23 protein-coding genes and 1 pseudogene are annotated in these 23478 nt (G+C 68.5%); 12 read left to right on the forward strand and 12 right to left on the reverse strand.

Annotation, left to right across the window (positions count from 1 at the left end):
• Positions 1-45 precede the first annotated feature (45 nt).
• The 3 genes from F9278_RS00325 to F9278_RS00335 all read left to right on the forward strand — a co-directional run bounded on the left by F9278_RS00325 (position 46) and on the right by F9278_RS00335 (position 3349).
• Positions 46-1298 (forward strand): IS3 family transposase gene (locus F9278_RS00325; RefSeq protein WP_152166439.1). Its coding sequence is split into 2 segments (ribosomal slippage): positions 46-328 and positions 328-1298, totalling 1254 coding nucleotides; the frame shifts between segments, so codons are not numbered across the junction.
• Between the two features lie 115 nt (positions 1299-1413).
• Positions 1414-1956: a GNAT family N-acetyltransferase gene (locus F9278_RS00330; RefSeq protein ID WP_226966550.1), complete on the forward strand. Its 543-nt coding sequence runs from the start codon at positions 1414-1416 to the stop codon at positions 1954-1956.
• Positions 1957-2032: 76 nt separating this feature from the next.
• Positions 2033-3349, forward strand: coding sequence for an IS701 family transposase (locus F9278_RS00335; protein ID WP_450373489.1), 1317 nt, complete (start codon positions 2033-2035; stop codon positions 3347-3349).
• Between the two features lie 15 nt (positions 3350-3364).
• Here the strand turns inward: F9278_RS00335 and F9278_RS00340 are convergent, their stop codons facing one another.
• Positions 3365-4579, reverse strand: a complete 1215-nt coding sequence (locus F9278_RS00340) for an IS256 family transposase (protein ID WP_226967246.1) — start codon at positions 4577-4579, stop codon at positions 3365-3367.
• 153 nt (positions 4580-4732) lie between these two features.
• Positions 4733-5872, reverse strand: a complete 1140-nt coding sequence (locus F9278_RS00345; protein WP_152166441.1) for a PucR family transcriptional regulator — start codon at positions 5870-5872, stop codon at positions 4733-4735.
• An 88-nt stretch (positions 5873-5960) separates the two neighbouring features.
• Between F9278_RS00345 and F9278_RS00350 the strand changes: the two genes are divergently transcribed.
• The 3 genes from F9278_RS00350 (at position 5961) to F9278_RS00360 (ending at position 8744) form a co-directional block, all read left to right on the forward strand.
• Positions 5961-7016, forward strand: a complete 1056-nt coding sequence (locus tag F9278_RS00350; protein ID WP_152166442.1) for a ferredoxin reductase — start codon at positions 5961-5963, stop codon at positions 7014-7016.
• A 7-nt stretch (positions 7017-7023) separates the two neighbouring features.
• Positions 7024-8142 carry a fatty acid desaturase family protein gene (locus F9278_RS00355; RefSeq protein ID WP_152166443.1) on the forward strand — a complete coding sequence of 373 codons (1119 nt, stop codon included), beginning with the start codon at positions 7024-7026 and terminating at the stop codon, positions 8140-8142.
• A gap of 257 nt (positions 8143-8399) precedes the next feature.
• Positions 8400-8744 carry a hypothetical protein gene (locus tag F9278_RS00360; protein ID WP_152166444.1) on the forward strand — a complete coding sequence of 115 codons (345 nt, stop codon included), beginning with the start codon at positions 8400-8402 and terminating at the stop codon, positions 8742-8744.
• On the opposite strand, the gene F9278_RS00365 is transcribed toward F9278_RS00360, so the two are convergent.
• The 4 genes and pseudogenes from F9278_RS00365 to F9278_RS00380 all read right to left on the reverse strand — a co-directional run bounded on the left by F9278_RS00365 (position 8707) and on the right by F9278_RS00380 (position 12848).
• Positions 8707-10884, reverse strand: coding sequence for a P-loop NTPase fold protein (locus F9278_RS00365; protein WP_152166445.1), 2178 nt, complete (start codon positions 10882-10884; stop codon positions 8707-8709). The two genes, F9278_RS00360 and F9278_RS00365, sit on opposite strands and share 38 nt — an antisense overlap.
• A gap of 105 nt (positions 10885-10989) precedes the next feature.
• Positions 10990-11343 (reverse strand): annotated as a pseudogene (locus tag F9278_RS46685) (thiamine pyrophosphate-dependent enzyme); the annotation flags it as partial.
• Positions 11344-11499: 156 nt separating this feature from the next.
• Complete coding sequence (locus F9278_RS00375) at positions 11500-12153, reverse strand: hypothetical protein (RefSeq protein WP_152166446.1); 654 nt, start codon at positions 12151-12153, stop codon at positions 11500-11502.
• Positions 12138-12848 (reverse strand): hypothetical protein, encoded by a 711-nt coding sequence (locus F9278_RS00380; RefSeq protein WP_319023140.1) that lies wholly within the window; start codon positions 12846-12848, stop codon positions 12138-12140. The genes F9278_RS00375 and F9278_RS00380 overlap by 16 nt, the downstream gene beginning before the upstream one ends.
• Positions 12849-13335: 487 nt before the next feature.
• Here F9278_RS00380 and F9278_RS00385 point away from each other — a divergent pair, with 487 nt between their 5' ends.
• From F9278_RS00385 to F9278_RS00395, 3 genes are all read left to right on the forward strand, one after another.
• Positions 13336-13854, forward strand: coding sequence for a cupin domain-containing protein (locus F9278_RS00385; RefSeq protein ID WP_152173604.1), 519 nt, complete (start codon positions 13336-13338; stop codon positions 13852-13854).
• A gap of 338 nt (positions 13855-14192) precedes the next feature.
• Positions 14193-14591, forward strand: coding sequence for a hypothetical protein (locus tag F9278_RS00390; protein ID WP_152166447.1), 399 nt, complete (start codon positions 14193-14195; stop codon positions 14589-14591).
• On the forward strand, positions 14588-14782 hold the full coding sequence (locus tag F9278_RS00395) for a helix-turn-helix transcriptional regulator (protein ID WP_152166448.1): 195 nt from the start codon (positions 14588-14590) through the stop codon (positions 14780-14782). Before F9278_RS00390 ends, F9278_RS00395 begins: the two co-directional genes overlap by 4 nt.
• A gap of 579 nt (positions 14783-15361) precedes the next feature.
• On the opposite strand, the gene F9278_RS00400 is transcribed toward F9278_RS00395, so the two are convergent.
• Together F9278_RS00400 and F9278_RS00405 are read right to left on the reverse strand one after the other, a co-directional pair.
• Positions 15362-15961 (reverse strand): hypothetical protein, encoded by a 600-nt coding sequence (locus tag F9278_RS00400; protein ID WP_152166449.1) that lies wholly within the window; start codon positions 15959-15961, stop codon positions 15362-15364.
• Between the two features lie 335 nt (positions 15962-16296).
• Complete coding sequence (locus F9278_RS00405) at positions 16297-16737, reverse strand: VOC family protein (RefSeq protein ID WP_152166450.1); 441 nt, start codon at positions 16735-16737, stop codon at positions 16297-16299.
• A gap of 787 nt (positions 16738-17524) precedes the next feature.
• Here F9278_RS00405 and F9278_RS00415 point away from each other — a divergent pair.
• On the forward strand, positions 17525-18964 hold the full coding sequence (locus F9278_RS00415; protein WP_152166451.1) for an FG-GAP and VCBS repeat-containing protein: 1440 nt from the start codon (positions 17525-17527) through the stop codon (positions 18962-18964).
• A gap of 4 nt (positions 18965-18968) precedes the next feature.
• Here F9278_RS00415 and F9278_RS00420 read toward each other — a convergent pair whose 3' ends face one another.
• From F9278_RS00420 to F9278_RS00435, 4 genes are all read right to left on the reverse strand, one after another.
• Positions 18969-19568, reverse strand: a complete 600-nt coding sequence (locus tag F9278_RS00420) for a YwqG family protein (RefSeq protein WP_152166452.1) — start codon at positions 19566-19568, stop codon at positions 18969-18971.
• Positions 19569-19669: 101 nt separating this feature from the next.
• Complete coding sequence (locus F9278_RS00425; protein ID WP_152166453.1) at positions 19670-20047, reverse strand: fic family toxin-antitoxin system, toxin component; 378 nt, start codon at positions 20045-20047, stop codon at positions 19670-19672.
• On the reverse strand, positions 20047-20286 hold the full coding sequence (locus tag F9278_RS00430) for a hypothetical protein (RefSeq protein WP_152166454.1): 240 nt from the start codon (positions 20284-20286) through the stop codon (positions 20047-20049). The genes F9278_RS00425 and F9278_RS00430 overlap by 1 nt, the downstream gene beginning before the upstream one ends.
• A 132-nt stretch (positions 20287-20418) precedes the next feature.
• Positions 20419-20811: a VOC family protein gene (locus tag F9278_RS00435; RefSeq protein ID WP_152166455.1), complete on the reverse strand. Its 393-nt coding sequence runs from the start codon at positions 20809-20811 to the stop codon at positions 20419-20421.
• Between the two features lie 255 nt (positions 20812-21066).
• Here F9278_RS00435 and F9278_RS00440 point away from each other — a divergent pair, with 255 nt between their 5' ends.
• The gene (locus F9278_RS00440) at positions 21067-21897 is read left to right on the forward strand and encodes a hypothetical protein (RefSeq protein WP_152166456.1); all 831 of its coding nucleotides are present in this window, start codon (positions 21067-21069) and stop codon (positions 21895-21897) included.
• A gap of 143 nt (positions 21898-22040) precedes the next feature.
• Entirely contained in the window at positions 22041-23354 is a 1314-nt protein-coding gene (locus F9278_RS00445; protein ID WP_152166457.1) for an ISL3 family transposase, read from the forward strand.
• Positions 23355-23478: the final 124 nt, after the last annotated feature.

Below are 23478 nucleotides of genomic sequence, written 5' to 3' on the forward strand. Positions count from 1 at the left end.
CGCCCCGGCTCGAATGGAGACTCGATTTCATGAAAGGATCGAGTCATGGCACGACCTTCCCGTTACCCGCTTGAGCTCCGCCGTCGTGCGGTGCGCATGGTCGCCGAGGTGCGCGACGGCTATCCGACCGAGACGGCCGCCTTGCAGGCGGTGGCAGAGAAGCTCGACATCGGCTCGCGCGAGACGCTGCGGAACTGGGTGAAGCAGCACGAGATCGACGGTGGCCAGCGTCCGGGGATGACGACGGAGGAGTCCGCCCAGCTCAAGGCGTTGAAGAAGGAGAACGCCGAACTCAAGCGGGCCAACGAGATCCTGAAGGCCGCGGCGAGTTTCTTCGCGGCCGAGCTCGACCGGCCACACACACGCTCGTAGCGTTCATCGACGAGCACCGGGACCGCTTCGGCGGCGTCGAGCCGATCTGCAGGACGCTCACCGAGCACGACTGCAAGATCGCCCCTTCCACGTATTACGCCCACAAGAAACGCCTTGAAACTCCCTCCGCCCGTTCCGTGCGCGATGAGGAACTCAAAGAACGGATCCAGGAGGTCTACACGTCCAACTACCGTGTCTACGGGGCCCGGAAGATATGGCGCGAGCTGAACCGGCAGGGACATATGGTGGCCCGCTGCACCATCGAGCGTCTGATGCGCGAACTCGGCATCACCGGCGCCGTCCGCGGCAGGAAGGTGATCACGACGATCACCGATCCGGCCGCCGGGCGGGCCCCGGACCTTCTCGACCGCGACTTCGTCGCCCGTGCCCCGAACCGCTGCTGGGTCGCCGACTTCACGCATGTCGCCGCCTGGAGCGGTGTCGTCTACGTCGCCTTCGTCGTGGACACGTTCTCCCGGCGCATCGTCGGCTGGTCCGCCTCCGCCTCCAAGGAGACCCAACTCGTCCTGGATGCACTGGAGATGGCCCTGTGGCAGCGTGACCGCGAGGACCGCCGGCACACTCCGGGGCAGCTGATCCACCACTCCGATGCCGGGTCGCAGTACACGTCGTTCCGCCTCGCCGAACACCTCGACGCGGCCGGCATCGCGGCGAGTATTGGATCAGTCGGGGATGCGTACGACAACGCCCTGATGGAGTCGACGATCGGCCTGTACAAGACCGAGCTGATCAAACCCCAGCGTCCCTGGAAGTCGCTCTCCCAGGTCGAGTTGGCCACCGCCGAGTGGGCCGACTGGTACAACCACCGCCGACTCCACGGTGAGATAGGCCACGTTCCACCCGCCGAGTACGAGGCCAATCACTACAAGGAATCCACGAAACCCCAGGTCACAACCACAATCTGAGATCTCTACCGAACCCGGGGCGGTTCACGCCGGTCTGTGGGGCTCGGTCTGACGGCGGTGGCGGGCTGCCGAAGTTCGGGCTTGTGCCCCATACGAGATCTGGCAAGATCCGCTTGTGAGCCAATCCATGGTGACTTTGCGCAAGCTCGCGCTCAACGACTGGCAAGCAGTGCACTCCTGGGCCAGCCTTGAGGAGGCTTGTCGCTACCAGCCTTGGGGGCCGAACACCGAGGACCAGACGCGCGCGTTCGTGCAAACCGCCGTCGAAGCCTGGTCGCACGCCCATCAGCAGCGATTCGTCTACATTGCTCGCTTCGAGAACGAACTCGTCGGCATGGGTGAACTGCGCATCCGTAGCCGTCGCCATCGTCAGGGCGAAATCGCCTACATTGTGCACCCGAGGGCCTGGGGACGTGGCGTGGGCACGGCGATCGGGCAAGAGCTTCTGTCGCGCGGGTTCGGGAAATTGGGACTCCACCGGATCTACGCGACCTGCGACCCCCGCAATCGCGCGTCGTTTCGGTTGCTGGGCAAGCTCGGTATGACGTACGAGGGGCGGCATCGGCACACCGCGTTGATCCGGGACGGCTGGCGGGACTCCGAGATGTTCAGCATCCTCGAAGCGGAATGGCGGTCGAGCCCCAGCGATAGATTGTGAGCTCGCTGGGGGGGCCTGTTCGGGCAAGGGTGCGGCCACCGTTGATCATCGGCGTGTGAAGACAAACGATCATGCGGTGGCCGCAGGTCACAGCGTAGACCCTGCCCGCCGGCAGGAAACATTCGAGGGCCTGCTGACGCGGATAGCGGGACGGTTCACGCGGGTCGAACCCCGGCGTCGGGTCCGACAGTTGGTGCTCGGGCTGCTGTCGGACCTGCCGCGCAAAAACTGCTGGACCATCGCCGAATGGGCCGGACAGACCACCCCGGACGGCATGCAGCACCTGCTGGGCCGTGCCAAGTGGGACGCCGACCAGGTACGCGACGACGTGCGCGAGTACGTGATGGAGCATCTGCACGACGACCAGGCGGTGCTGGTGGTCGACGAGACCGGGGACGTGAAGAAGGGCACCCACACGGTCGGCGTCCAGCGTCAGTACACCGGCACCGCAGGCAGGATCGAAAACGCCCAGGTCGCGGTCTACCTGGTCTACGCCGGCCAGCGCGGGCACGCGGCTGTGGACCGGGAACTGTATGTCCCACGTTCCTGGACGGCCGACCCCGATCGCTGCCAGGCCGCCGGGCTGGGCGAGAACACCGCCTTCGCCACCAAGCCGGAACTGGCCACCCGCATGATCACTCGGTTTCTGGACGTCGGCCATCACGCGTCGTGGGTTGCCGGAGACGAGGTCTACGGCGGTAACCCGAAGCTGCGAACCGCACTGGAGGAACGCGGCACCGGCTACGTCCTCGCGGTGGCCTGCTCACACGAAGTCACCACCGGAGCAGGGAAGTTCCGTGCGGACACCTTGGCCAAGAAGGTGCCGAAGCGGGCCTGGCAGAAGCTCTCCGCTGGGCCCGGAGCCAAGGGCCACCGCTTCTACAACTGGGCAGTCATCGACCTCCCCGACCCCCGCGCCGGAAGTCGTCAGCTACTCATTCGTCGGAACCGCAGCACCGGCGAACTCGCCTACTACCGCTGCTACTCGCCCGCGTCAGTACCGCTGACCGTGCTGGTCCGAGTCGCTGGATCAAGATGGCGGGTGGAGGAGTTCTTCCAGTCCGGCAAGGGCCTGGCCGCACTCGACGAGCACCAGGTCCGCCGCTATATCTCCTGGTCCCGCTGGGTCACCCTCGCCATGCTCGCACACGCCTTCCTCGCCGTCATACGCGCAGACGAGCACACCCGCCCCGCACCCGATGCCCTCATCCCGCTCACCTGCAACGAGATTCAGCGCCTGTTCATCACCCTCGTTGTCCGCCCCGTCCACGATGCCGCCCACCGGCTCGGCTGGTCCGTCTGGCGGCGCCGCCACCAGGCCCGATCCCAGGCCAGCCACTACCGGCGACAAGCCACTCAAGCAAAGATCGGGTCTGTAAAGCGAGCGGTGTAACTGGGTTTGGTGTGGCTAGAGTTGACCTGCGGTGAGGCGGCCGTCGAAGGCCAGGTCGAAGACGTTCATGGCGCCCTTCCAGCGCGTGGTCCAGCGTTTGCGGCCGGCGCCGGTCGGGTCGAGACTCATGACGGCCATGTAGACGCACTTGAGGGCGGCCTGCTCCGTGGGGAAGTGCCCGCGGGAACGGACGGCTTTGCGGATGCGGGCGTTGACGCTCTCGATGCTGTTCGTCGTGCACACAATGCGGCGTATTTCCGCATCGAACTGAAGGAAAGGCGTGAACTCGGGCCAGCTGGACTCCCAGAGGCGGACGATCGCTGGGTACTTTTTGCCCCAGGTCTCGGCGAACTCCAGGAACCGTGTCGTGGCCGCGTCCTCGCTCGGCGCGGTGTAGACGGGCTTGAGCGCCTTCGCGATCTTGTCCCAGTCCTGCCGGGCCGCGTAACGGAACGACGCCCGCAGCAGGTGAACCACGCACGTTTGCACCACAGTTCGGGGCCAGACCTCGCCGACCGCGTCGGGCAGCCCCTTCAAGCCGTCGCAGACCAGCATGAGGACGTCCTCGACGCCCCGATTCTTCAGCTCCGACAGCACGCGCAGCCAGTGTTTCGCGCCTTCGCCGCCGTCGCCGGCCCACAGGCCGAGGATGTCGCGGTGCCCCTCGGCGGTGACCGCCAGGGCCACGTAGATCGGCCTGTTCGCCACTTGGCCATCGCGAATCTTGACGTTGATGGCGTCAATGAAGACGACCGGGTAGACGCGGTCGAGCGGACGGTTCTGCCATTCGGCCATGCCGTCCATCACCTTGTCGGTGATGGTGCTGATGGTCGTCTTGGACACGTTCGCGCCGTAGACCTCGGCCAGGTGTGCGGAGATCTCCCCGTGCGTGAGGCCCTTCGCGGACAGCGAGAGCACCATCTCGTCCACGCCGGTCAGCCGGCGCTGCCTCTTCTTGACGATGGCCGGCTCGAAGGAGCCCTCCCGGTCGCGGGGCACGTCGATCTCGACCGGCCCGATGTCCGTCAGCACCGTCTTGGACCGGGTGCCGTTACGGGAGTTGCCGCCGTCCTTGCCCGCCGGGTCGTGCTTGTCATAGCCGAGATGGTCGGTGATCTCGCCTTCCAGGGCGGACTCCAGAACCGCCTTGGTCAGCTGCTGCAGCAGCCCGCCCTCGCCGGTCAGCTGCAGCCCCTTACTGCGGGCCTGCCCGACGAGCTGGTCGATCAGCTTCTGCTCGACCGTCGCGGCCTCCGGCGACGGATCCGCCTGGTCATCGGCGGCAACGAACTCGGTCACGGTGTCAGTCACTTGATGTCTCTTCCATGATCATCAATTACACCGGTGAGCGTACAGACCCGCCCTACTCAGCCGAGGTACGTATCAGCCGGCCCGAAGGCCGACCGCCAGTGTCAGTTCCAGGACCCGGTGGGGTGACGCGAGGTCCGGGAACAGCTCCCGCAGCTGCGTCATGCGGTAGCGGACGGTCTGGGGATGGACGAACAGCGCCGCGGCCACCTCGTCGCGTCTGCCCTGGTGCAGCAGCCACTCCCGCAGCGTCTCCTCCAGCCGCCGCGCGGTCGCGGCGGGCAGGGTCCGCAGTGGTGCGAGGGCGCGGGCACGCAGGTCATCGAGCGCGTCGGCGTCGGCGCTCAGCACCAGCTCGGGCAGATGGTCCTCGGTGTCGCGGATTTCGGAGGAGAGGGAGCGCGCGCGTACGGCCCGTGCGTACGAGGCGGACGCGCGCGTCCACGGCCGGGCCGGGCCGGCCACGGCGGTGCGGTCGGTCAGCCGCCGCAGGAGATGCGGCCGGTCGGCGTCGGGGACGAGCAGCACCCCGGTGGCGTCCGGCAGGTCGTCCAGGACGAGGGTGCTCGGATCGAGGGTGCGGTAGGCGGGCCGGGCCTGGGCGGCGGGCAGCAGGACCGCGGTCAGGGAGACCGGGGGCTGCCACCCGGCCCGTTGGGCGGAGGCCAGCAGCACGTCCGGGCTCGCACCGGCCAGGAGGTCGCGGGCCAGGTGTTCCAGGTGGCGCTCGTGGGCCCGGCCCCGGGCGGCCAGTTCGTCGGCGTGGCCCGCGGCGCTCGCGGCGGAGAGCTCGTCGATGTAGGCGAAGGTCAGCTCGGCGAACTTGGCGACCTCGGCGGCGGGCAGACCGGCGGGTACGGCACCGGCCGCCAGGCATCGCCAGGCCACGCGGGCGCCGACGCGGTAGGCGCTGAGCAGGGCGTCCATCGAACGGCCGTCGCGCACCTCGCCGCGGCCCAGCTCGTAGGCCGCGTCCCCGCCGTCGCCGCCCGTGGCGTTCCCGCTCGCGAGGTCCAGGTAGTGCCCCAGGGCGGTACGGACGGCCCGGCGGATGGTGGCGCCCATGTGGCCCGACAGGGCGCCCGTGTAGGAGGGGACCTCGTCGATGATCGCCTGGACGACCTCGTCGGCGGTGCTCCTCAGCGCGGCCCGCAGTACGGTGACCGTCGTCTCGTCCAGGGCCAGCTCGCTGGCCCTCCTCATTACATGACTCACGTCTTTTGTTCCCTGCGAACAATCCAGCCGAACAGATTCACGTCCTGCGGACAGGACTTTACGCCCTGAGGCACAGCAAGCTGAACACATGACGAGTACAGCCCTCCGCAGCAGGGCGTGGAAACTGATGGAGATGGTCACGACGCCGCTGCTGCCGTCGGACTACCTCGACCTGGTCAGCCCCCTGCGCGCGGGCGCCGACCTGCGCGGGCGCATCGAGGCCGTGCACCCCGAGACGGCCGACGCCGCGACCCTTGTGATCAGACCCGGACGGGGCTGGCGCGGCCACACCGCCGGCCAGTACGTACGGATCGGGGTCGACGTCGACGGGGTCCGCCTGTGGCGCGCCTACTCCCTCACCTCGCCGACCGACCGCCGCGACGGCCGCATCACGATCACCGTGAAGGCGATTGAGGACGGCAAGGTCAGCAACCACCTCGTCCGCAGGGCCGTACCGGGCACGCTCATCCACCTCGACCAGCCGACCGGCGACTTCGTCCTGCCGCAGGACACGCCCGCCAAGGTGCTCTACCTGACCGCCGGCAGCGGCATCACCCCCGTGATGGGCATGCTGCGCGACACCCGGTTCGACGACGCCGTCATGGTCCACTGCGCGCCGCGACCGCAGGACGTCATCTTCCGCGACGAACTCCACGACCTGGCCGCCGGCGACAAACTGCGGCTCACCGAGGTGCACACCGCCACGGACGGCATCCTCGACATCGCCCGCCTCGACGCACTCGTGCCCGACTGGGCCGAGCGCGAGACCTGGGCCTGCGGGCCCGCGGGCCTGCTCGACGCCGCCGAGAAACACTGGGCCGAGCACGGCGTCCCGGAGCGCCTGCACACCGAACGCTTCCGCGCCGGCGTCGTCGCCACCGGCGACGGCGGCGAGGTCACCTTCAGCGCCACCGGCAAGAAGGCCGACGCCGACGGCGCCACACCGCTGCTGGACATCGGCGAGGAAGCCGGCGTGCTGATGCCCTCGGGCTGCCGCATGGGCATCTGCTTCGGCTGCGTCACACCGCTCAAGGCCGGCGCCGTACGCGACCTGCGCACCGGCGAGATCACCGAAGCCGCACCCGGCGTCCTCATCCAGACCTGCGTGTCCGCCGCGGCGGGCCCCTGCGACATCGAACGGTAGGAACACCTTGACCGCCATCGACCCCACCGCCCACCTGAGCGCCGAGCAGATCGAGGAACTCGGCCGCGAACTGGACGCGATCCGCGACGAGGTGATCGCCGCCCGCGGCGAGAAGGACGCCGCCTACATCCGCAAGGTCATCTCGGCGCAGCGCAAGCTCGAACTGGCCAGCAGGGGCATCCTGCTGTTCTCGTTCTTCCCGCCCGCATGGATCATCGGCACCGCCGGCCTGTCGGTCGCGAAGATCATGGACAACATGGAGATCGGCCACAACATCCTGCACGGCCAGTGGGACTGGATGCGCGACCCCAAGATCCACTCCACCACCTGGGAATGGGACCACGTCTCACCGTCCGAACAGTGGAAGCACTCCCACAACGAACTCCACCACACGTACACCAACGTCATCGGCAAGGACAACGACCTCGGCTACGGCATCATGCGCGTCGACGAGGACCAGCGCTGGCACCCCTTCCACCTCGGCCAGCCCCTGTGGAACTTCCTCAACGCCTGCTTCTTCGAATACGGCATCGCCGCCTACGACCTGGAACTCGGCAAGAACCTCCACAAGCGCCGCCGCAACAATCCCGAGTTCCGCGCACGGGCGAGGGCCGTCGGCCGCAAGATCCGCAAGCAGGTCCTCAAGGACTACGTCATCCACCCCCTGCTCTCCGGCCCCTCCTTCCTCACCACCCTCGCCGCCACGTTCACCGCGAACCTGGTCCGCAACGTCTGGACCCACTCGGTGATCATGTGCGGCCACTTCCCGGAAGGCGTGCAGGTCTTCGAGCGCCGCTCCATCAAGGGCGAGACACGCGGCCAGTGGTACCTGCGCCAGATGATGGGTTCCGCCAACATCAGCGGCAGCAAGGCCATGCACTTCATGACCGGCAACCTGTCCCATCAGATCGAGCACCACCTGTTCCCGGACCTGCCGAGCAACCGGTACGCCGAGGTCGCGGTGAAGGTCCGCGCACTCTTCGAGAAGTACGAACTGGATTACGTCACCGGGCCACTGCCCAAGCAGGTGTTCTCCGCCTGGCACAAGGTCTTCCGGCTCTCCCTGCCGAACAAGAAGCCGAAGGTCAAGACGCCGGACCGCGAACAGGAACTCGCCGCGGCCTGACGTACGGCTGAGCGACTGAGCGGCGCTCGCCCACTACGACCCGGCATCCACCATCACGAGAGCGCCGGTCTTCGGGGTGTGTCCTGCGGAAGCCGGGAACCGACTCCCCTACCGTGCGGCTTCGGCCCGCCCCTCACCGACAGCAGCGGTTCGTTCCCCCAAACGTCCCGTCGGACGGCTCACCGGCGGACGGCGGCGACGTCGCCGGTGTTGACCGCGCGGCCAGCAGCAGGTTGCGGGCCGCGGCGAGGCTGTCCGTGCGCAGGACGGCGAGCAGCCGGATCGTCATCACCAGCCACGGCGCCGGCCACCACGACGCTCCCCGCAGCAACAGCCTCCTCCTCCTCGACACCCGCCCGCAGTTGCGCAACAAGGGCGACGACAGCCGGCCCGACCTGGAGCCCAACGGCGCCGTCGACGAGCGCCGCCAGAACCTCGTCCACTCCAACTACCCGGGCAACCGAAACCCGTTCATCGACCACCCGGAGTGGGTCCAGGCGATCCGGTGGGCGGTTCGGCCCGCCGTGCGGTTCCAGCCCGCACGGCGGGCCGCCCCTGACGTGCTCAGGGCGTCGGCACGGCGTTCGCCACGTCCGCTCTGATGGAGGCCAGGGCGGCCATCGTGATGCCGCCGTCCACCCGAAGCAGTTCCAAGGCCTCCGCCACTGTTTCGGCCACGCGCACCGACGTGCCCGCGTCCCGTTCCCGCTGCCATGACGCGTTGGTCCTGGGAACACCGAAGTACTGGCAGATCGTGGCGAGGCACGACAGATACACGGCGGCGTCCTCGGCCTGCGAATACTCCCCCACCAGGTGAATTCGGATGCGCTGGACCACCTCCTCGACCGCGGCGACCAGGGCCGCCGTGTCCCCTGCCTCCCGCATGGCCGGCAGGGCCTCGAAGAACGCGGTCGCGACCGGCTTCTGTTCCTGTCTCATCCTGGCTGCCAGAGCCTCGCAGACGAGACGCGCCTGCCGGCCCACTTCCGTTCCGACCACCCGGTCCACCGGCACCGAGGAGCCGCTCTCCTTGGCCACCCGCACGCACTCTCGCGCCACCCGGATGAGGTCACGCGGCACCCCGCCGCTCATCGCGTGGCAGAACAGGGCGAGCGGGTCCGGGAATCCCACCACCCGGCTCTTCAGCAGATTCTTCGACTCCTCGGCGGTGAACCTCTGCACGGGAATGATGGAGTCGAAGGAGGAGTCGAAGACGTCTCGCACCGGAACGCCCCGCAGCGAGAAGTTGTGCAGGGCGTCCTCCGACACGGAGACCAGAAAATGCACCCCCTGAATATGGAGGAGGTCCTTGATGCTGTTGACGAAGGCCACGGCATCCTCGCCGTCCTCCATCTTGTCCAGTTCGTCCAGGGCGACGATGATCTGCCGGGGCGAGGTACGAATGAAGCTGCTGACGAAGTTCTTGAATCTCAGGACCAGTTCCGGATGCGTCAACTCGCGCTCGGCCAGCTCCAGTTGCTCGTGGTCCTCCATGGTGAACAGTTTGAACACGAAGGCGTTCTTCGAAAGCCGCTGGTGCGTGGCGGAGTAGTCGAGGGCCCGTAGCGCGTCCGCCGCCAGGGAGATGTCCCGTTCCACATAGCGGGGACCCATGAACTCGCGGATCGCGCGGCGGACGGCCGGGCTGGACAGGGCGGCGACCACCGCGATGCCCAGCCCGGCGAAGACGAGCAGGAGTCCGGGGATATCGGTGAGCTTGACGGGGGACGAGGCCGTCGTCCGGCCGTAGGAAATGAGGATCACGCCCACCAGCACGAACGCCGGACCGACCGCGAGCCGGACCAGGTCGGTCGGGTGACGGATCACTCGATTCTGTTGCTCCAGGTAGGCGATTCCCTCGCGGTTCGACTTGAGGATGGCGTCCGCGACCTCACGGAACAACATGCGGAAGAACTCCGGCGCCGCGTAGTGCACCGGCACCGGCACGTAGACACCGATGTAGTTCTCGGGGTTCCAGTTCTGCACGGACTGCATGAGCGTGGTCTTTCCCACGCCGCGCGTACCGCTGATGCCGATCGCCGACGCGCGGTGCTCCCCGATGAAGTCGTAGATCTCCCGCGCCGACTTCGACGGTACGGCGTTCACCGACTCCAGTTCCACGAGATTCGGCGCGCCCCTGCTGTCCAGGGCGGCCAACTCGCTCTTGCTCTGCTCCCAGCGCTCGTTCAGCACCGTCGACAGGAGGGACTCGGCCTCGGACCTCAGCGCCAGGAAGAGCCGGTCCTCCGCACCCGTCAGGTGCAGCTTGGCGCGGGCGGAGGCGGTGCGCGTCGGCCGCCTCCATGTCCACAGCACCAGGGACAGGCTTACCGCCAGCAGGAGAGCGCCCAGGCTGAACGAGAGATTCGAGCGGTCGTGGACGCGCAGGTGGTCCCAGCCCTTGGCCGCGGCGACCGCGTACACGGCTGCCGCGAGCCAGGTGAGCACACAGACAAGAAGGGGCACGGCGGTGATCCGGTTTCTCGCCCGTCGTCGCTGTCTCGTGATCCATCGGTCGCTGCTCGCTTCGAGCCAGGCCCGGTGTTGTTCGCGGAGCGCGTTCACCGACAGCCTGGCCCGAACCTCCTGCCTGACCGAACCGTCCAGAACAAGGTCACCCGGTGTGTTGTCCATGAGGTCGGCCGCGTCCACCACCGCGCGGTCGAGGAGGCGACTCTCGTGGGTCGTCACCCGCTCACGGTCCTCGTCGGTCAGCAACGCGAGGAACTGACTGTCGTCCACCTGGTCTCCCCCGAAGTCGGCACCGGAGCGCGGAAGGTCAGATCCTCGCACGAAGGAAGAGCGCACAAGACCCAAGTCGGGAATTCGCCCCGGGACCGGGCAATCCAGGTGCGTCGGCGCGAACATCCGCAGCACCGCCGACAGGACCACCACCTCAAGTGCCTTCGACAGATCGTCCGACACCGTCTCCGGGGTCGTGCGGACCCCGGGGGACGCCGAAGGACTCGGCCAGAGCGACGCAGTCCGGGCGGGTCAGTTCGGGCGGGTCAGTCCGGGCGGGTCAGTCCGGGCGGGTCAGTTCGGGCGGGTCAGTTCGGTCGTGGTGGTTTCACCGAAGGCGTCCGTCATGTACTCGCGGAGGATGCCGTAGCCGCCGTCGACGACGACGATGAGCCAGGTGACATTGAGGTCTTACCGGCGGGCCGTGGCCAGTTCGGCAGTGGAGGACGGGGCGCCGCCGGTCCGGCCGCAGCGGGCGGGGCTGGTACATCACGAGAGCGATGACCGGCCACCCACCTCGTCACCGTCTGGACGGCTGCGCTTCTCCAGCGCGCGGGTTCGCCGTGGGCTACAGGCTCTGGCTTCCCTGGTGTTCGTCGTGCCGCGTTCAGCTGCTCAGCCCTCAGGCCAGTGTGGGTTCGGCGTGCCGTCATCGCCCATATGCGCCCGCTGCCAGATCTGGTTCCAACCGTACGGAGTCTCCGGCACCAGCCGGTGGCGCCGCCCGCACGGACACCGTGTCGGCGCCCAGGCGCACCGGCCGCACAGTTCGACCCGTCCGTGCCCGGTCGGGTGCGGCTCCGGCGGGCCCTCGTCACCGCACGCCGGGCAGCCTGGCAGTTCAGCGCCATCCAGAAGAGCGTTCTGCCGTCGGACGTACTCGGTCAGTCGCAGCGACGGGTGTCGGAACGGAGCGTCGTACCAGGCGCGCTCTGATCCCTCCCACCAGCTCCGCAGCCACCACGGCCGAGGGTCCGGTACGGCCCGCCGCCCGGCCTGCTTCTCCGCCCGGCGCTGCGCGGCGTACTCCTCGGCCCGTGCGAGCCACAGCACCCGTGCCTCGTGCAGTTCCTCCACCGCCCGCACCAGCGCGTCAGGATCCGCCTCCAGCCGCCGGGGCATCGCGGCGCTGAGCGTGAGGTGGTGGTAGGTCGCCCGCAGGCCGTACGGCGCGAAGACGGTGAGGCAGGTACGCAGGGCGCTGTGCCGTCGATGGAGCGGGAGCCGGGCGTCAAGCACGCGTGCCCGGTGGGTCAGGAAGCTGGGCACCGTGTGAGCTCCAGGTCCAAGGCTCGGGCCAGGGCAGAGGTAACGGCGGCGGCGTGTGCCGACAGATGTTCCTCAGCCCAGTTTCCGGCGAGGTCGAGGAAGTCCCGCAAGTCCTGCTGAGCAGCGGTGACCAGCTCGCGTACCTCGTCCACCGGCAGCTCGATCACCGGGCTGCCGTTCTCCGCGTAGGCGTCGAAGGTCAACCGGACCGTGTCGCCGTCGCGTTCGGCCGCCGACGACGGGTCGTGGCCGAAGTAGGCGCAGCCTGTGCCGTCGAGCACCTCCAGCCAGTCCCGCCATGCCTCCAGTCCGTTGCAGCAGCCCGGGTCCACGAAGGTGGTGCCGGTGGCGTCGTCGGTCACCCGGAACCCGCCGGCGGCGAAGAGGTCGGGCATGGTGAGCAGCCCGTGCAGGAACGCGGCGAGCGGGTCGCTCGGGCACGACCCATATTCTCGCTCCGGCCCATGTTCTTCCTCCGGCCCGTGTTCTTCCTCCGGCCCGTGTTCTTCCTCCGGCCCGTGTTCTTCCTCCGGCCCGAAGTCGTTGCAGGCGGCGATCCGCATCACCGCTCTGCCGACCTGCGGCGGAGTCAGTTTCCCGTTCAGCACGAGGTAGCCGCAGGAATCGTGCTCGCCAACCGGCCAGAGTGCGAAGTCGTCTGCAGCGACGATCTCCAGAACGGGTTGCATCACCATCACACGGGAATGATGCCGGACCCAGTGGCACATCACCACAGGCTTTATCCGCGGCATCGAGTTCGGGACCGGGCCCGCTACCAGGCCAAGGAGCTGAAAGCTCCGGCAACGACGGTGATGGCACGTTGTCTGGCGTCGCAGAGGGGATGGCCGCTGGTGTCGTCACCAACGCTCGTGATCACGGTGGCCGTACGCGCATCAGGAGGTGCGTGCCGACCTGCGCGGACGCCTCGACGATCAAGACTCACGTAGGTCGTGGCTGGGTTCGTCGGAACTTCTGGGGCAGGTCAAGCCACAGGAATGGCGTTTCTGTCGTGTCGTTCATGTCCGGTAGCGCGCATGCCGATATGACCTCCAGTCTCCTTCCACGCGCCCTAGGTCCCAGGCCCTCGGTCCTGGGCCAACCGAAGATCATCCGCAGGCCCGATGTCAGCTCCGGGCAGCGGGAGCCACCATGCCGGTGAAGACCTGCCAAGAGGAGCGCATCATGTCCTACCTGGAGTACCTCGAGTACCCGGAGCCCCGATACCACAGCGACAGGGGCGAAGTGAACGCGGTTTTCCGCCCGGCTGACTCCCCGCCGGACATCGTCTCGCCCGGCGCCTCCACCCACTACCTCGCCACCAACGAGTCGACCGGCGGCGAATTCGGCCTGTACAGGGTGGAGTTAGGCGCACAGTCCGCCGGAGCCAAGACCCACTTCCACAAGGCGATGTCGGAGTCCTTCTACATTCTCTCCGGCGAACTGGAGCTCTACAACGGCGAGAGGTGGGTGACGGGCCGCGAGGGTGACTTCCTGTACGTCCCCGTCGGCGGCCTGCACGCCTTCAAGAACGTTACCGACGAGCCCACATCCATGCTCATGCTCTTCTCCCCCGGTGCCCCACGCGAAGAGTACTTCGAGCACGTCGCGGAGATGTCGCAGCGCGGTGGCGAGGAGCTTGAGCGCTTTCGTTTCCGGCACGACAGCTACTTCGTCGAAGATCTCAAGCCCGAGGCGGAGTAGTCCGGGCCCGTTGGAGGGCTTGGCGGGTGTCGAAAGCAGATCCTGGTGGCCGCGAAGTGTGACGCGATCGTGGTCCGCCAGGGTCGACCAGGATCCTCGTGGCTGGCGTCTCAGCGAGCGGTCGTGAGTCCTGCTAGATCCGGCTGTTCTCCGTCAGGGGATGGCGAGCTTCAACTCCGGGCGCTCCCAGGTCACCTTCGGTGGCGACCGACCCATCATGCTCGACCAGGTGGCCCTCGGCGGCATCTTGGCACCCTGTGTCAAGCATGCTTGACATCCCTCCGGGGGCGCCTCTAGCGTGTCAAGTGTACTTGACATCGCCTCGGAGGAGGGTACCGATGCAAGCGCTCAAGGAGATCAAGGCGACTACCTGGCTCGCGTTCTGGACACTCGCCTGGGTGGCGACCCTTGCCCTGGCCAAGTTCGGCCCCCGACTCCTGTGGAATCCGCAGCAGTGGGGGGCGAGCTGGGCTGCCGTTGCCGTCAACTTCATCGTCGGCATCGGCTGGATTCTCGCCTTCACGCGCTTTCTCCGCGTGCTCGACGAGCTGCAACGGAAGATCATGCAGGATGCGCTGGCGGTCACCCTCGGCGTGGGGTGGGTCGTCGGATTCGCCTATGTCGTCGTGGACGCCGGCGACCTCGTCGCCCGCGACGTCGATGTCGCCGTCCTCCCCGCGCTCATGGGAGTCGTGTTCGTGATCGCTTTTGCCGTCGGCAAGATCCGCTACCGATGAAGAACCGCATCACGGAACTTCGCGCCGAACGCGGGTGGACGCAGGCCGACCTGGCTGAGCGTGCCGGCGTGTCCAGGCAGACGATCAACGCCATCGAAACAGGGAAGTTCGACCCAAGCCTTCCCCTGGCCTTCCGTCTCGCCAGGATCTTCGGCCTGAAGATCGAAGAGCTCTTCCTCGACGATCAATGACGCGCAACCACCGATCAGCCCTTGGCTCCATGGGCCTGCGCAAGAGACATCGACGCTCTCGCGGTCAACGCGTCCGGTCATCTGCATGTGTGGGGGCGCCCCTTCTTCATCGTCGGAGAACAGGCCGAGCGTGTGACGGAGGACTTCCAGCGCTGCCCCACTGCGGCATGCGCGGACGTGGATGGCCTCGCGGCGGAGATGCTGCCCCGGTTCGACCCTGCGCTGCGCGGGCGGATCAAGCCCGACGTGAACGGGATCCCTGCCCAGCGACGAGTCGATCGTCCGGGAACTGGCGACACAGCTGCAGATGCCGCGCGGTGCCGCACCGCGTGATGGAGTTCGCCGGCGCCCTGCTGCCGTGGGGATGTCCAGGGGCTGTGGTCGCGTCCGCACACGCCGTCCGAAGCGCTCTGAAGCGCTCTGAAGTGCTCTCAAGCACTTCGTCCCGCTGGATGACCAGCGGGACGAAGCATCAGGGCCCGGAAAGAGCAGTAGCGTCACCGTGAGGTGGACGGGCCGCTTCGGGCGTTGCGCGTGTTCATGCTCATGCGCGGGGTGCCTGTTCGCGTGGCGTCTCCGTCACTGCCGAGCGCCCTTCCTCGCGCCGGAGAACGCGGCGTACGCGCCGATGGCGAGGAAGAGGAAGGTCATCGCGTCGGCCGCCTCGCTCCAGCCCTCCGTCAGCACGTCGAAGTGCTCGGTGAACAGCGTGACCGCCGAGACGCCGATTTCGTCGCCGCCGATCATCGCGATGCCGATGAGCTGGCCGAGGTAGACCGCGCCCAGCGACAGCAGGGCGCTGACCACGGGCAGGAGCGGGTTGGCGCCACCGACCTTGCCCGCCGCGAAGCCGATGAGGAAGCCGACGCCGACGGCCGCGTAGCCGATCTCGTACTCGGTCGCGCCGACGATCCCGCCGTAGATGCCGGCGGTGACCAGGGCCGTGACGACGGCGACGACCAGGCCCAGGGCGACGTTGTTGCGGGCCGGCGCGGCCGGGGGCGCGAACGGGGCCGGGGGAGGCAGGGCGGCACCGGGCTGCTGGGCGAACGGGTTGCCCTCAGCGGGCTGCTGGGCATAGGGGTTGCCGTCGGCGGGCTGCTGGGCGTAAGGGTTACCCCCGGCGGGCTGCTGGGCGAACGGGTTGCCCTCGGACGGCGATGGAGCTGACTGGGTCATGACAGGTTCCCCCATGGAACTGATGCGACGAGTGGTGCGGTGTGTGCGCACGAGTGTGCGACAGGACGCCGAAGACTAACAGGCGCGGCGAGCCTCTTCGCCAGGGATTACCCCGGGGCTTTCGCAGCGGGGATCGGCAATCCGCCGACGAGTACACGCCGGAGGGTGCGGGAATCCGGGGAAGAGCCTTTGGTCTGACCAGCGGACGGGCTTCGGTCGCCAGTGCACAGGCGAGCAGACGGCAGACGGGCGTGGGCCCACAACGGCAGACGGAAGACGGCAGACGAGCGCGGGCCCACAGCCGTCGCTCGGCCGCCCGGTTCGGTTTCTCCTTCTCAGTGAAGTTGCTCGGCGAGTCCGACGATGATGCCTTCCGGGCCGCGCACATAGCAGAGCAGATGGCTGTCCTCGTACCGGGCGATCTCGCCGACGAGTTCGGCGCCGTGAGGACGCAGGCGGGCGATGGTGTCCTCGATGTCGTCGACGGCGAACATGACACGGTGCGTGCCCAGAACGTTGTGCGGCCGGTTGCGCGGCCCGGCGCTCATCGCTTCGGGGCTGCGGTACTTCGCCAGTTCGAGCCGGCTGTGGCCGTCCGGGGTCCGGACCATCGCGATGTCACAGCGGACGCCGTCGAGTCCGGTGCACCGGTCGGCGACGAGGCCCTCGACCTGCCCCCTGCCCTCCAGTTCCATACCGAGTTCCACGAAGAACGCGATGGCAGCGTCCATGTCCTCGACGACGATGCCTACGTTGTCCATTCGCTGAATCGCCATGCGGGCTTCTCCTTCCTTCCTTTTCCTACTCCTGCGGCCCGTGGGTGGGCGCCTGACGCACCCGGGACGGAGCCGGTGGTGCCTTCTCGACATCCTCAGACCACCGGAGCCCGAGAACCCGCTGACACACGTCCGACGGCCGTGTCACGTGTTCAGGGGTTGTTTGTCCCGGCAGCGGCGATCGCGGCCTCGACGGTCGGGCTCGGCAGTACGGCCGCCGCCCATACCGTGAGCGCCGACTGCGGCACCGGCTCGCCGCCTTCGAGGGCGCTCGGCAACCGTCGCCGACAGCAACGCAGATGGAGAACGCCGTCGTACCCGAAACGGCCGGGGCCGGCTCGATCGCCGCCTCGCTGAACTGCGCGTGCAACACCACGTACACCCTGCCCAACCTCGCGGAATGGGGATCCCTCCACAACAACCGGACGCCGGGCACCAGGGCACACGTCTACGACGTCGACGGTGCCTGGATGTTCTCCATCGATGCCCCGCCAGGAACGACGTGTACTGGACTCCGGTCTGGTACGTCATCGCCTGCTGAGCCATCAGCCCGGTCCGTTCGGCCACGGGGTTCCTCGTCAGCCTCTGAGGGACGCGGTTCAGCCCCGCGCCGGGAGAGATCGGTATCGCGTGCGGCACCGCTTGTAGTTGGACGCCGGGGGCAACTCGTATCGAGACAGGTTGTGTTGACCGGGTGGACACCTTCCCACAACCCTTCGTCCACCTCGTGCGTCACATCCCCGCACGACTCGCCCCTCGTTTCCCCTTCGAACTACGGGAGTTCACTATGCGCGCACGCACTCTGGCCGCCACCACCGCCGTGGCGGCACTCACCGCGGCCGGTCTGACCCTGCCGTTCGCCGGCAGTGCCGTGGCCGCCTCGGCCGCGCGGTTCGACTTCAACGGTGACGGATTCACGGACATCGCGGTCGGCATGCCTGACGCCACGGTGAACGGGAAGGCCAGAGCCGGCTATGTGAGCGTGATCTACGGCGGCCCGCAGAGCCCGAGTCAGTCCACCGGCGTCATCAGCCAGGCCGAGGCCGGCATTCCCGGCACGCCCGAGGCCGGTGACCGCTTCGGCTCCTCCGTGGCGCCCGTCGATGTGAACGGCGACGGCGTCTTCGAGCTCGTCGTCGGCGCGAGCGGTGAGTCGCTCACCTCCGATCAGCTCAGGGACGAGGGCACCATCACCGTTCTGGACGGCTCGCAGTGGAACGTCACGGGCGTCACCGTGGCCAGGGGGACGTCCGAGTACAGCAGTATCGGCCGTACCGTCGCCACGGGTGACTACGACGGCGACGGCGACACGGATCTCGCGTACGGCGAGAACGGCGAGGAGCACGGCGCGCTCCGCTTCCGTCCGGGCCCGCTCACCGCCGACCCGGTGACCACGACCACCGTGCGCAGGTACAGCATGGGCGGCAGCACCCGTGATCTGGTCACCGGTGACTTCGACGGTGACGGCCGGGACGACCTCGCCACGACCTGGCAGGGGCTGGAGGACTCCGGCACGTTCATCACACGCTGGGACGATCGGGCCCAGCCGGCCCAGTGGTGGGCCGACGCCGACCGCGGCAGCGCGCTCGCCGCCGCCGACTTCGACCAGGACGGCACCGACGACCTCGCGGTCGGCCTCGTACAGCCCATTCCCGAGTCCGAGGCGACACACTGCCAGGACCGGCTCGGCGGTGCGGTGCTCCTGCTCAAGGGCTCGAAGACCGCGTCCTTCGGCTCCGAGAGCGGCTGCTTCACGCAGTCCAGCCCAGAGGTCGGCGGTGTCGCGGAGGAGGGTGACGACTTCGGCGCCGCGGTGTCCGCCGGCGACCTCAACGGCGACCACCGGCCGGAACTGGTGGTCGGCGTGCCCGGTGAGGACGTCGGCACCGTGAAGGACGCGGGCGGATACGTCGTCATGAACGGTAGTCCGGAGTACGGCCTCTACGGGGGTCTGGCCCGCAGCCAGAGCACCCCGAACATGCCCGGCGCGGCCGAGGCCGGCGACCGCTTCGGCGCCCAGGTGACCGTCGGCGACTACAACCGCGACGGCCTCTGGGACACAGCGGTGAGCGCGCCCGGGGAGAACGCCGGTGACCCCAGGTCGGGTGGCGTCTGGTTCGTCCCGAGCAGCACCGAGGAGACGTACCCGCCGGGCAAGTCACTGACTCCGTTCGGCTTCGCACTGCCCAACGGGGCCGTCAAGTACGGGGAAGTCCTGGGCAGTTAGGCCATCAGGCCGTTGTGGTGGTCGCTGACCGAATGCGGTCAGCGACCACCGCATCACCGGCCGACCCTCCCGCCCCGACGACGGCCACCAGGATTCCGGCGGGCCTGCCTGCGGCACAGCGCCGCAGCCGCAGGAAGGGTGAGCCGTCACGGGCGGCGGGGGTCAGCCAGCTCCGTACGGTGAGCCGGACCTGGTCGAGTCGGTGGGCGGCGGGGTCTTCCGTGCGGATGAGCCAGTAGAGGGTGCCTTCGTCGCGCCACGTGTGTGTGCCGCCGCCGAGCGTCGCGTTGGCGATCTCGTACTCCACCGGGCCCCGGACGGGCAGGGCGTGGCCGCCGAGCTGATGGCCGATGCGGGTACGCAGGCGTCCGGAGGCGCGGACGAACGGCTTGAGTTCGGCCGGGGTGTCGCGGGGGCGGTGCCAGTGCCGGGTGTCGCCGAGCAGGGCTTTCCGGGCCTGGGGCAGCCACAGATCCGGGGCGCTCTGCCCACCGACCGCGCCGAGTTCCACGCGGAGGTATGCCTCCGGGGCAGGGGACGTATGCGCCGGGAGGGCGGGCGTGCCCTCCAGGAGGACGGGCGTGCCCTCCGGGAGGTACGGCACTTGCTTGGGCCCCGGCCCAGTTCTCGTGCGTGGCGGCGGTGCCCCCTGCGCGGCCCGGCACCGCTCCCGTCTCCCGAGAGTCGTGCCGGGGCTTCGAAGCGTCAGGTGATGGTGGGCCAGGTGCGTAGCAGAGCGGCGATCCTCCCGGCGGTGCAGGCGGGGTCGAGGAGCAGGTCCTTGAGGGCGATGGCGTCCTCGCGGCCGGGTTTGACGGTGATCCCGGCGGCTTCGAGATACATGACACCGGACGCGGCGGCGACGGCCATGTTGGAGCGTTCCAGCCAGCGGCACCGGCCCAGGGAATGCACCAGGGCGGCGGCTCGGGCGTAGGGGCCGTCGTAGACGGGCTGCTCGAACAGCTCGGCCCGGTGGCGGGCGACCGCCGAGACCGGGACACCGTAGTCGTCGGGGGCCGGGTCGTCCGCTCCGGCGGCCTCGGCGACCTGAAGGATCCAGGGAACGTCGATGTGCAGGTCCATCAGGCCGCGTGTGCTCCGCGCGGTGCCTGTTGGTCCTGTTCGGCCTCGTCGAAGACCGCCTGGTGTTCGGCGAGGAAGCGGGCCGCCGCGTCGACCGCTCGGGCGCGCAGGCCGCTGGTGTCGTCCTGCACCAGCCTGGCGAGGTAGTCGCCGATACTCAGTCCCAGGTCGGCGGCTCGCCTCTTCGCGAGTTCCGCGACGTCCTCGTCCACACGGGCGCCCAGCTGTGTCTTGGCCATACCGGCATGGTAACACTTGTTACCGATGGTCGCCATGAAGCTGGACCCGATGTGCTCGGACCCGGGCCGACTGGTTCCGGAGCGCCACTCGCTTCGAGGTCGCTTCGAGGTCGCTTCGGCGCGGCCCGCTCGTCAGTTCTCCTGGAGGACGGAGAGGACGTTCCCGGCCGGGTCGGTGAACCACGCGATCGCCGCGGGGCCGCCGTCGCCGACCCGGACGACGCCCTTCTCGTCGTGGTCGAACTCGGGGTAGCGCTCCAGGCTGACGCCGCGCCGCCGCAGTTCGTCGACGGCGGACTCGATGTCGTCCACGGGGAAGTTGAGCAGCGTGAACGTCGCCGGGGTGTGCGTCTCCTTCGGGTAGACGAAGACAAGCGCGCCGCTGCCGAGCGTGAGGGTCAGCATGCGCATGTCCCCCTGCCCGGACTCCTCCACCCGCAGCCCGAGAGTCTCACCGTAGAAGCGGCGGGCCGCGTCGAGGTCGTCGACCGCGAAGCCACTGAACGCCTGTGTCTGTCCGAACATGCCGTGTCTCTCCTTCACCCGTGAGCCGTGACAAGGCCTCAGGGCACACCACACACACCACGGTCGACGGCACGCCACGCTGTCGGCGCCCGGATGGTCGCGTGCCTTCACCCGCACGAAGCGATGGCGGACCGCACGAGGTCTCGGTCCGGTCCCCCGTACGCAACACGAGTGAATCGGCTGACTTCGTCGCTCGGTGCCGGTGCGGGTTTCGTACGGTCTGTGTCGGGATCCGTTGGCCGAGGGGGAGGGTGGATGACGTTGTCGTTGTCCCTCGGGCCGGCCGTCGGCTGCCTGGTGCTGGCTCTCTCCCTGTTGCTGCGTGCCTGGGGCACGCGGGGGCGGGTACGGACCCGTCTGCTCCTGGTGGCGGGTTCCGCGATCGCCGGTGGTGTCTATCGGGCCTCCCTCGTCGCCCTGTCGAGCCGGCCGTCACCGTCGTCCGACTCACCGGGGTTGGCCGGTCCGGTCGTGGTCGCGGGGGTGGCGGTCACGGTCGGGTTGGGGATGGCCGGTCTGGTGGTCGCGGCCGATGCCGGTACGGGGTGGCGGGCGTGGCTGCGGCGCGTACTCGACGGGGCCGTCATTGCCGCGGCCGTGTTCATGGCGGGGTGGGTGCTCCTGGGCGGGACCGGGGACGGCTGGCGACCGGAGACGGGAATGCTCGGCGTCCTGTGGACCTCGGAGGTGGTGTTCCTCGGTTTTCTGCTGGCGCTGCGACGTCTCGTACGGGGCGACCGACGGGCCACCGTCTGGGCGGCGATCGTCGGAGTGGGCCTCATGGTGATCGGCGACACTCTGCGTCTGTCGTGGGCCGGTTCGCCGGGGCACGAGGCGATGTCCAGCTCGGTGGCCGACGTCTGCGGCACCGCCGGACTGCTGATCGTCGCTGTCGGTCCCTGGGTGCCCGGCGGGGCGAGCGTCCTGGGTACGGGCCGACCGCTGGCGCGATCGGGGATGGAGGGCGCCGCGGCGTTCGTCCCCCTGACCGTCTGCACGGTGTCGACGCTGGGTTACGTGTTGACGCCGCTCTCCGACGACCCGGTACCGCTGCTGGTGGGCGGAATGGCGGGTCTTCGAACTTGAGCGGTGTGCCCTTCGCGTGCGCTGACTGACAGTCACTGCACGTGATGGGGAGAACTGTTGGTGGGCCCTGGACGCAGGACGCCCGTGGTCCTGGGTGATCATTTCTGTTCTCTACGCAGAATGATCGTCTGGGAGCCACGGGCTTGGTCAACGATACGACGTTGCTGCTGGACCTCGACGGAGTGTCCGTCATGCGGGTCGAGCGGCTTCAGTGCGGTGGGCGCCGGGTTCACCTGGCCACGGCGGACGCCTCGGCCCGGGCCTGTCCGGCCTGCGGGGTCTTCGCAACCCGGGTGAAGGGCTGGGCGACCACCCGGCCTCGTGATCTGCCCTACGGGGAGAGCGGGCTGGAGTTCGTCTGGCACAAGCGGCGCTGGTGGTGCCGTGAGACGGCCTGTCCACGACGGTCGTTCACCGAGCAGATCGAGCAGATACCGGCCGGGGCCCGGATCACCGGGCGGCTGCGGGCCGCGTCCGGGCGGCGCGTGAGGGATGCCGGTTCCACGGTCATCCAGACGGCCCGCGATCTGCACCTGTCCTGGCCGACCGTGATGAACGCCTTCCGCACCGCCGCCCGCGAGGTCGTCGGGGCTCCGCTGCCCGAGGTCGAAGTGCTGGGCATCGATGAGACCCGGCGCGGACGGACCCGGTGGGAACAGGATCCGGACACCGGGAAGTGGAAGATGACCAGGGACCGCTGGCACACCGGGTTCGTCGACGCCCTCGGATCCGGCGGACTGCTCGGGCAGGTCGAGGGCCGCACCGTCGCCGACGTGCTGGCCTGGCTTTCCACCACGCCCCTGACCTGGAGGAAGGCCATCCGATACGTCGCCATCGACATGTCGGCCGTCTACCGCTCCGCGATCCGCACCGGCCTGCCCGAGGCCACCGTCGTGGTCGATCACTTTCATGTGGTGCAGCTCGCGAACAAGATGCTCTCCCTGGTCCGGCGCCGCACGACCGCCGAGATCCGCGGCCGGCGCGGACGCGCCGGTGACCCCGAGTGGAAAGCCCGACGCCGCCTGCTCCGCAACCGCGAAGACCTTGACCACGAGCAGTTCGAGCGCATGTGGAACCCGCTGCTGGACGAAGGGAAGATCGGACAGACGCTGCTGACGGCGTGGATCGCCAAAGAAAGCCTGCGCACCCTCCTCGCCCTGGCCCGCACCGACGCCGGCCGGAACCAAGTCGGCCATGCCCGCTGGAAGTTCCTCACCTGGTGCGCGGACGCCGACATCCCCGAAGTCCGCACCCTCGCGGCCACCGTCGACCGCTGGTGGCCCGAAATCCAGGCGTTCATCGACACCGGACACAGCAACGCCAAGAGCGAAGGGATCAACCGCGTGATCAAGCTCGTCGCCCGCCACGCGTTCGGCTTCCGCAACGCCGACAACCAGCGACTACGCACACGTTGCGTCACCACGCGGCGAGCCCGTGGGCACCTCCGCACCGCTTAACTTCGAAGACCCGGAATGGCACTCCTGGGCCTCTGGGCCCGCCGGATCTGCCTGCCGAGCACAACAACGGGCAGGACGACGGACAGGGAGGACTGAGGAGTGCGGTGGTACCGCGCCGTGTCCC

The sequence above is a fragment of the Streptomyces phaeolivaceus genome, assembly GCF_009184865.1.
Taxonomy (GTDB): Bacteria; Actinomycetota; Actinomycetes; order Streptomycetales; family Streptomycetaceae; genus Streptomyces; species Streptomyces phaeolivaceus.

Bases quoted from the DNA above. Each gene is read 5' to 3' on its own strand.
- F9278_RS00350 (WP_152166442.1), top strand. From the start codon at position 5,961: ATGACGAGTACAGCCCTCCGCAGCAGGGCGTGGAAACTGATGGAGATG.
- F9278_RS00380 (WP_319023140.1), bottom strand. From the start codon at position 12,848: ATGGTGATGCAACCCGTTCTGGAGATCGTCGCTGCAGACGACTTCGCA.
- F9278_RS00385 (WP_152173604.1), top strand. From the start codon at position 13,336: ATGTCCTACCTGGAGTACCTCGAGTACCCGGAGCCCCGATACCACAGC.
- F9278_RS00390 (WP_152166447.1), top strand. From the start codon at position 14,193: ATGCAAGCGCTCAAGGAGATCAAGGCGACTACCTGGCTCGCGTTCTGG.
- F9278_RS00395 (WP_152166448.1), top strand. From the start codon at position 14,588: ATGAAGAACCGCATCACGGAACTTCGCGCCGAACGCGGGTGGACGCAG.
- F9278_RS00400 (WP_152166449.1), bottom strand. From the start codon at position 15,961: ATGACCCAGTCAGCTCCATCGCCGTCCGAGGGCAACCCGTTCGCCCAG.
- F9278_RS00405 (WP_152166450.1), bottom strand. From the start codon at position 16,737: ATGGCGATTCAGCGAATGGACAACGTAGGCATCGTCGTCGAGGACATG.
- F9278_RS00415 (WP_152166451.1), top strand. From the start codon at position 17,525: ATGCGCGCACGCACTCTGGCCGCCACCACCGCCGTGGCGGCACTCACC.
- F9278_RS00425 (WP_152166453.1), bottom strand. From the start codon at position 20,047: ATGGACCTGCACATCGACGTTCCCTGGATCCTTCAGGTCGCCGAGGCC.
- F9278_RS00430 (WP_152166454.1), bottom strand. From the start codon at position 20,286: ATGGCCAAGACACAGCTGGGCGCCCGTGTGGACGAGGACGTCGCGGAA.
- F9278_RS00435 (WP_152166455.1), bottom strand. From the start codon at position 20,811: ATGTTCGGACAGACACAGGCGTTCAGTGGCTTCGCGGTCGACGACCTC.
- F9278_RS00440 (WP_152166456.1), top strand. From the start codon at position 21,067: ATGACGTTGTCGTTGTCCCTCGGGCCGGCCGTCGGCTGCCTGGTGCTG.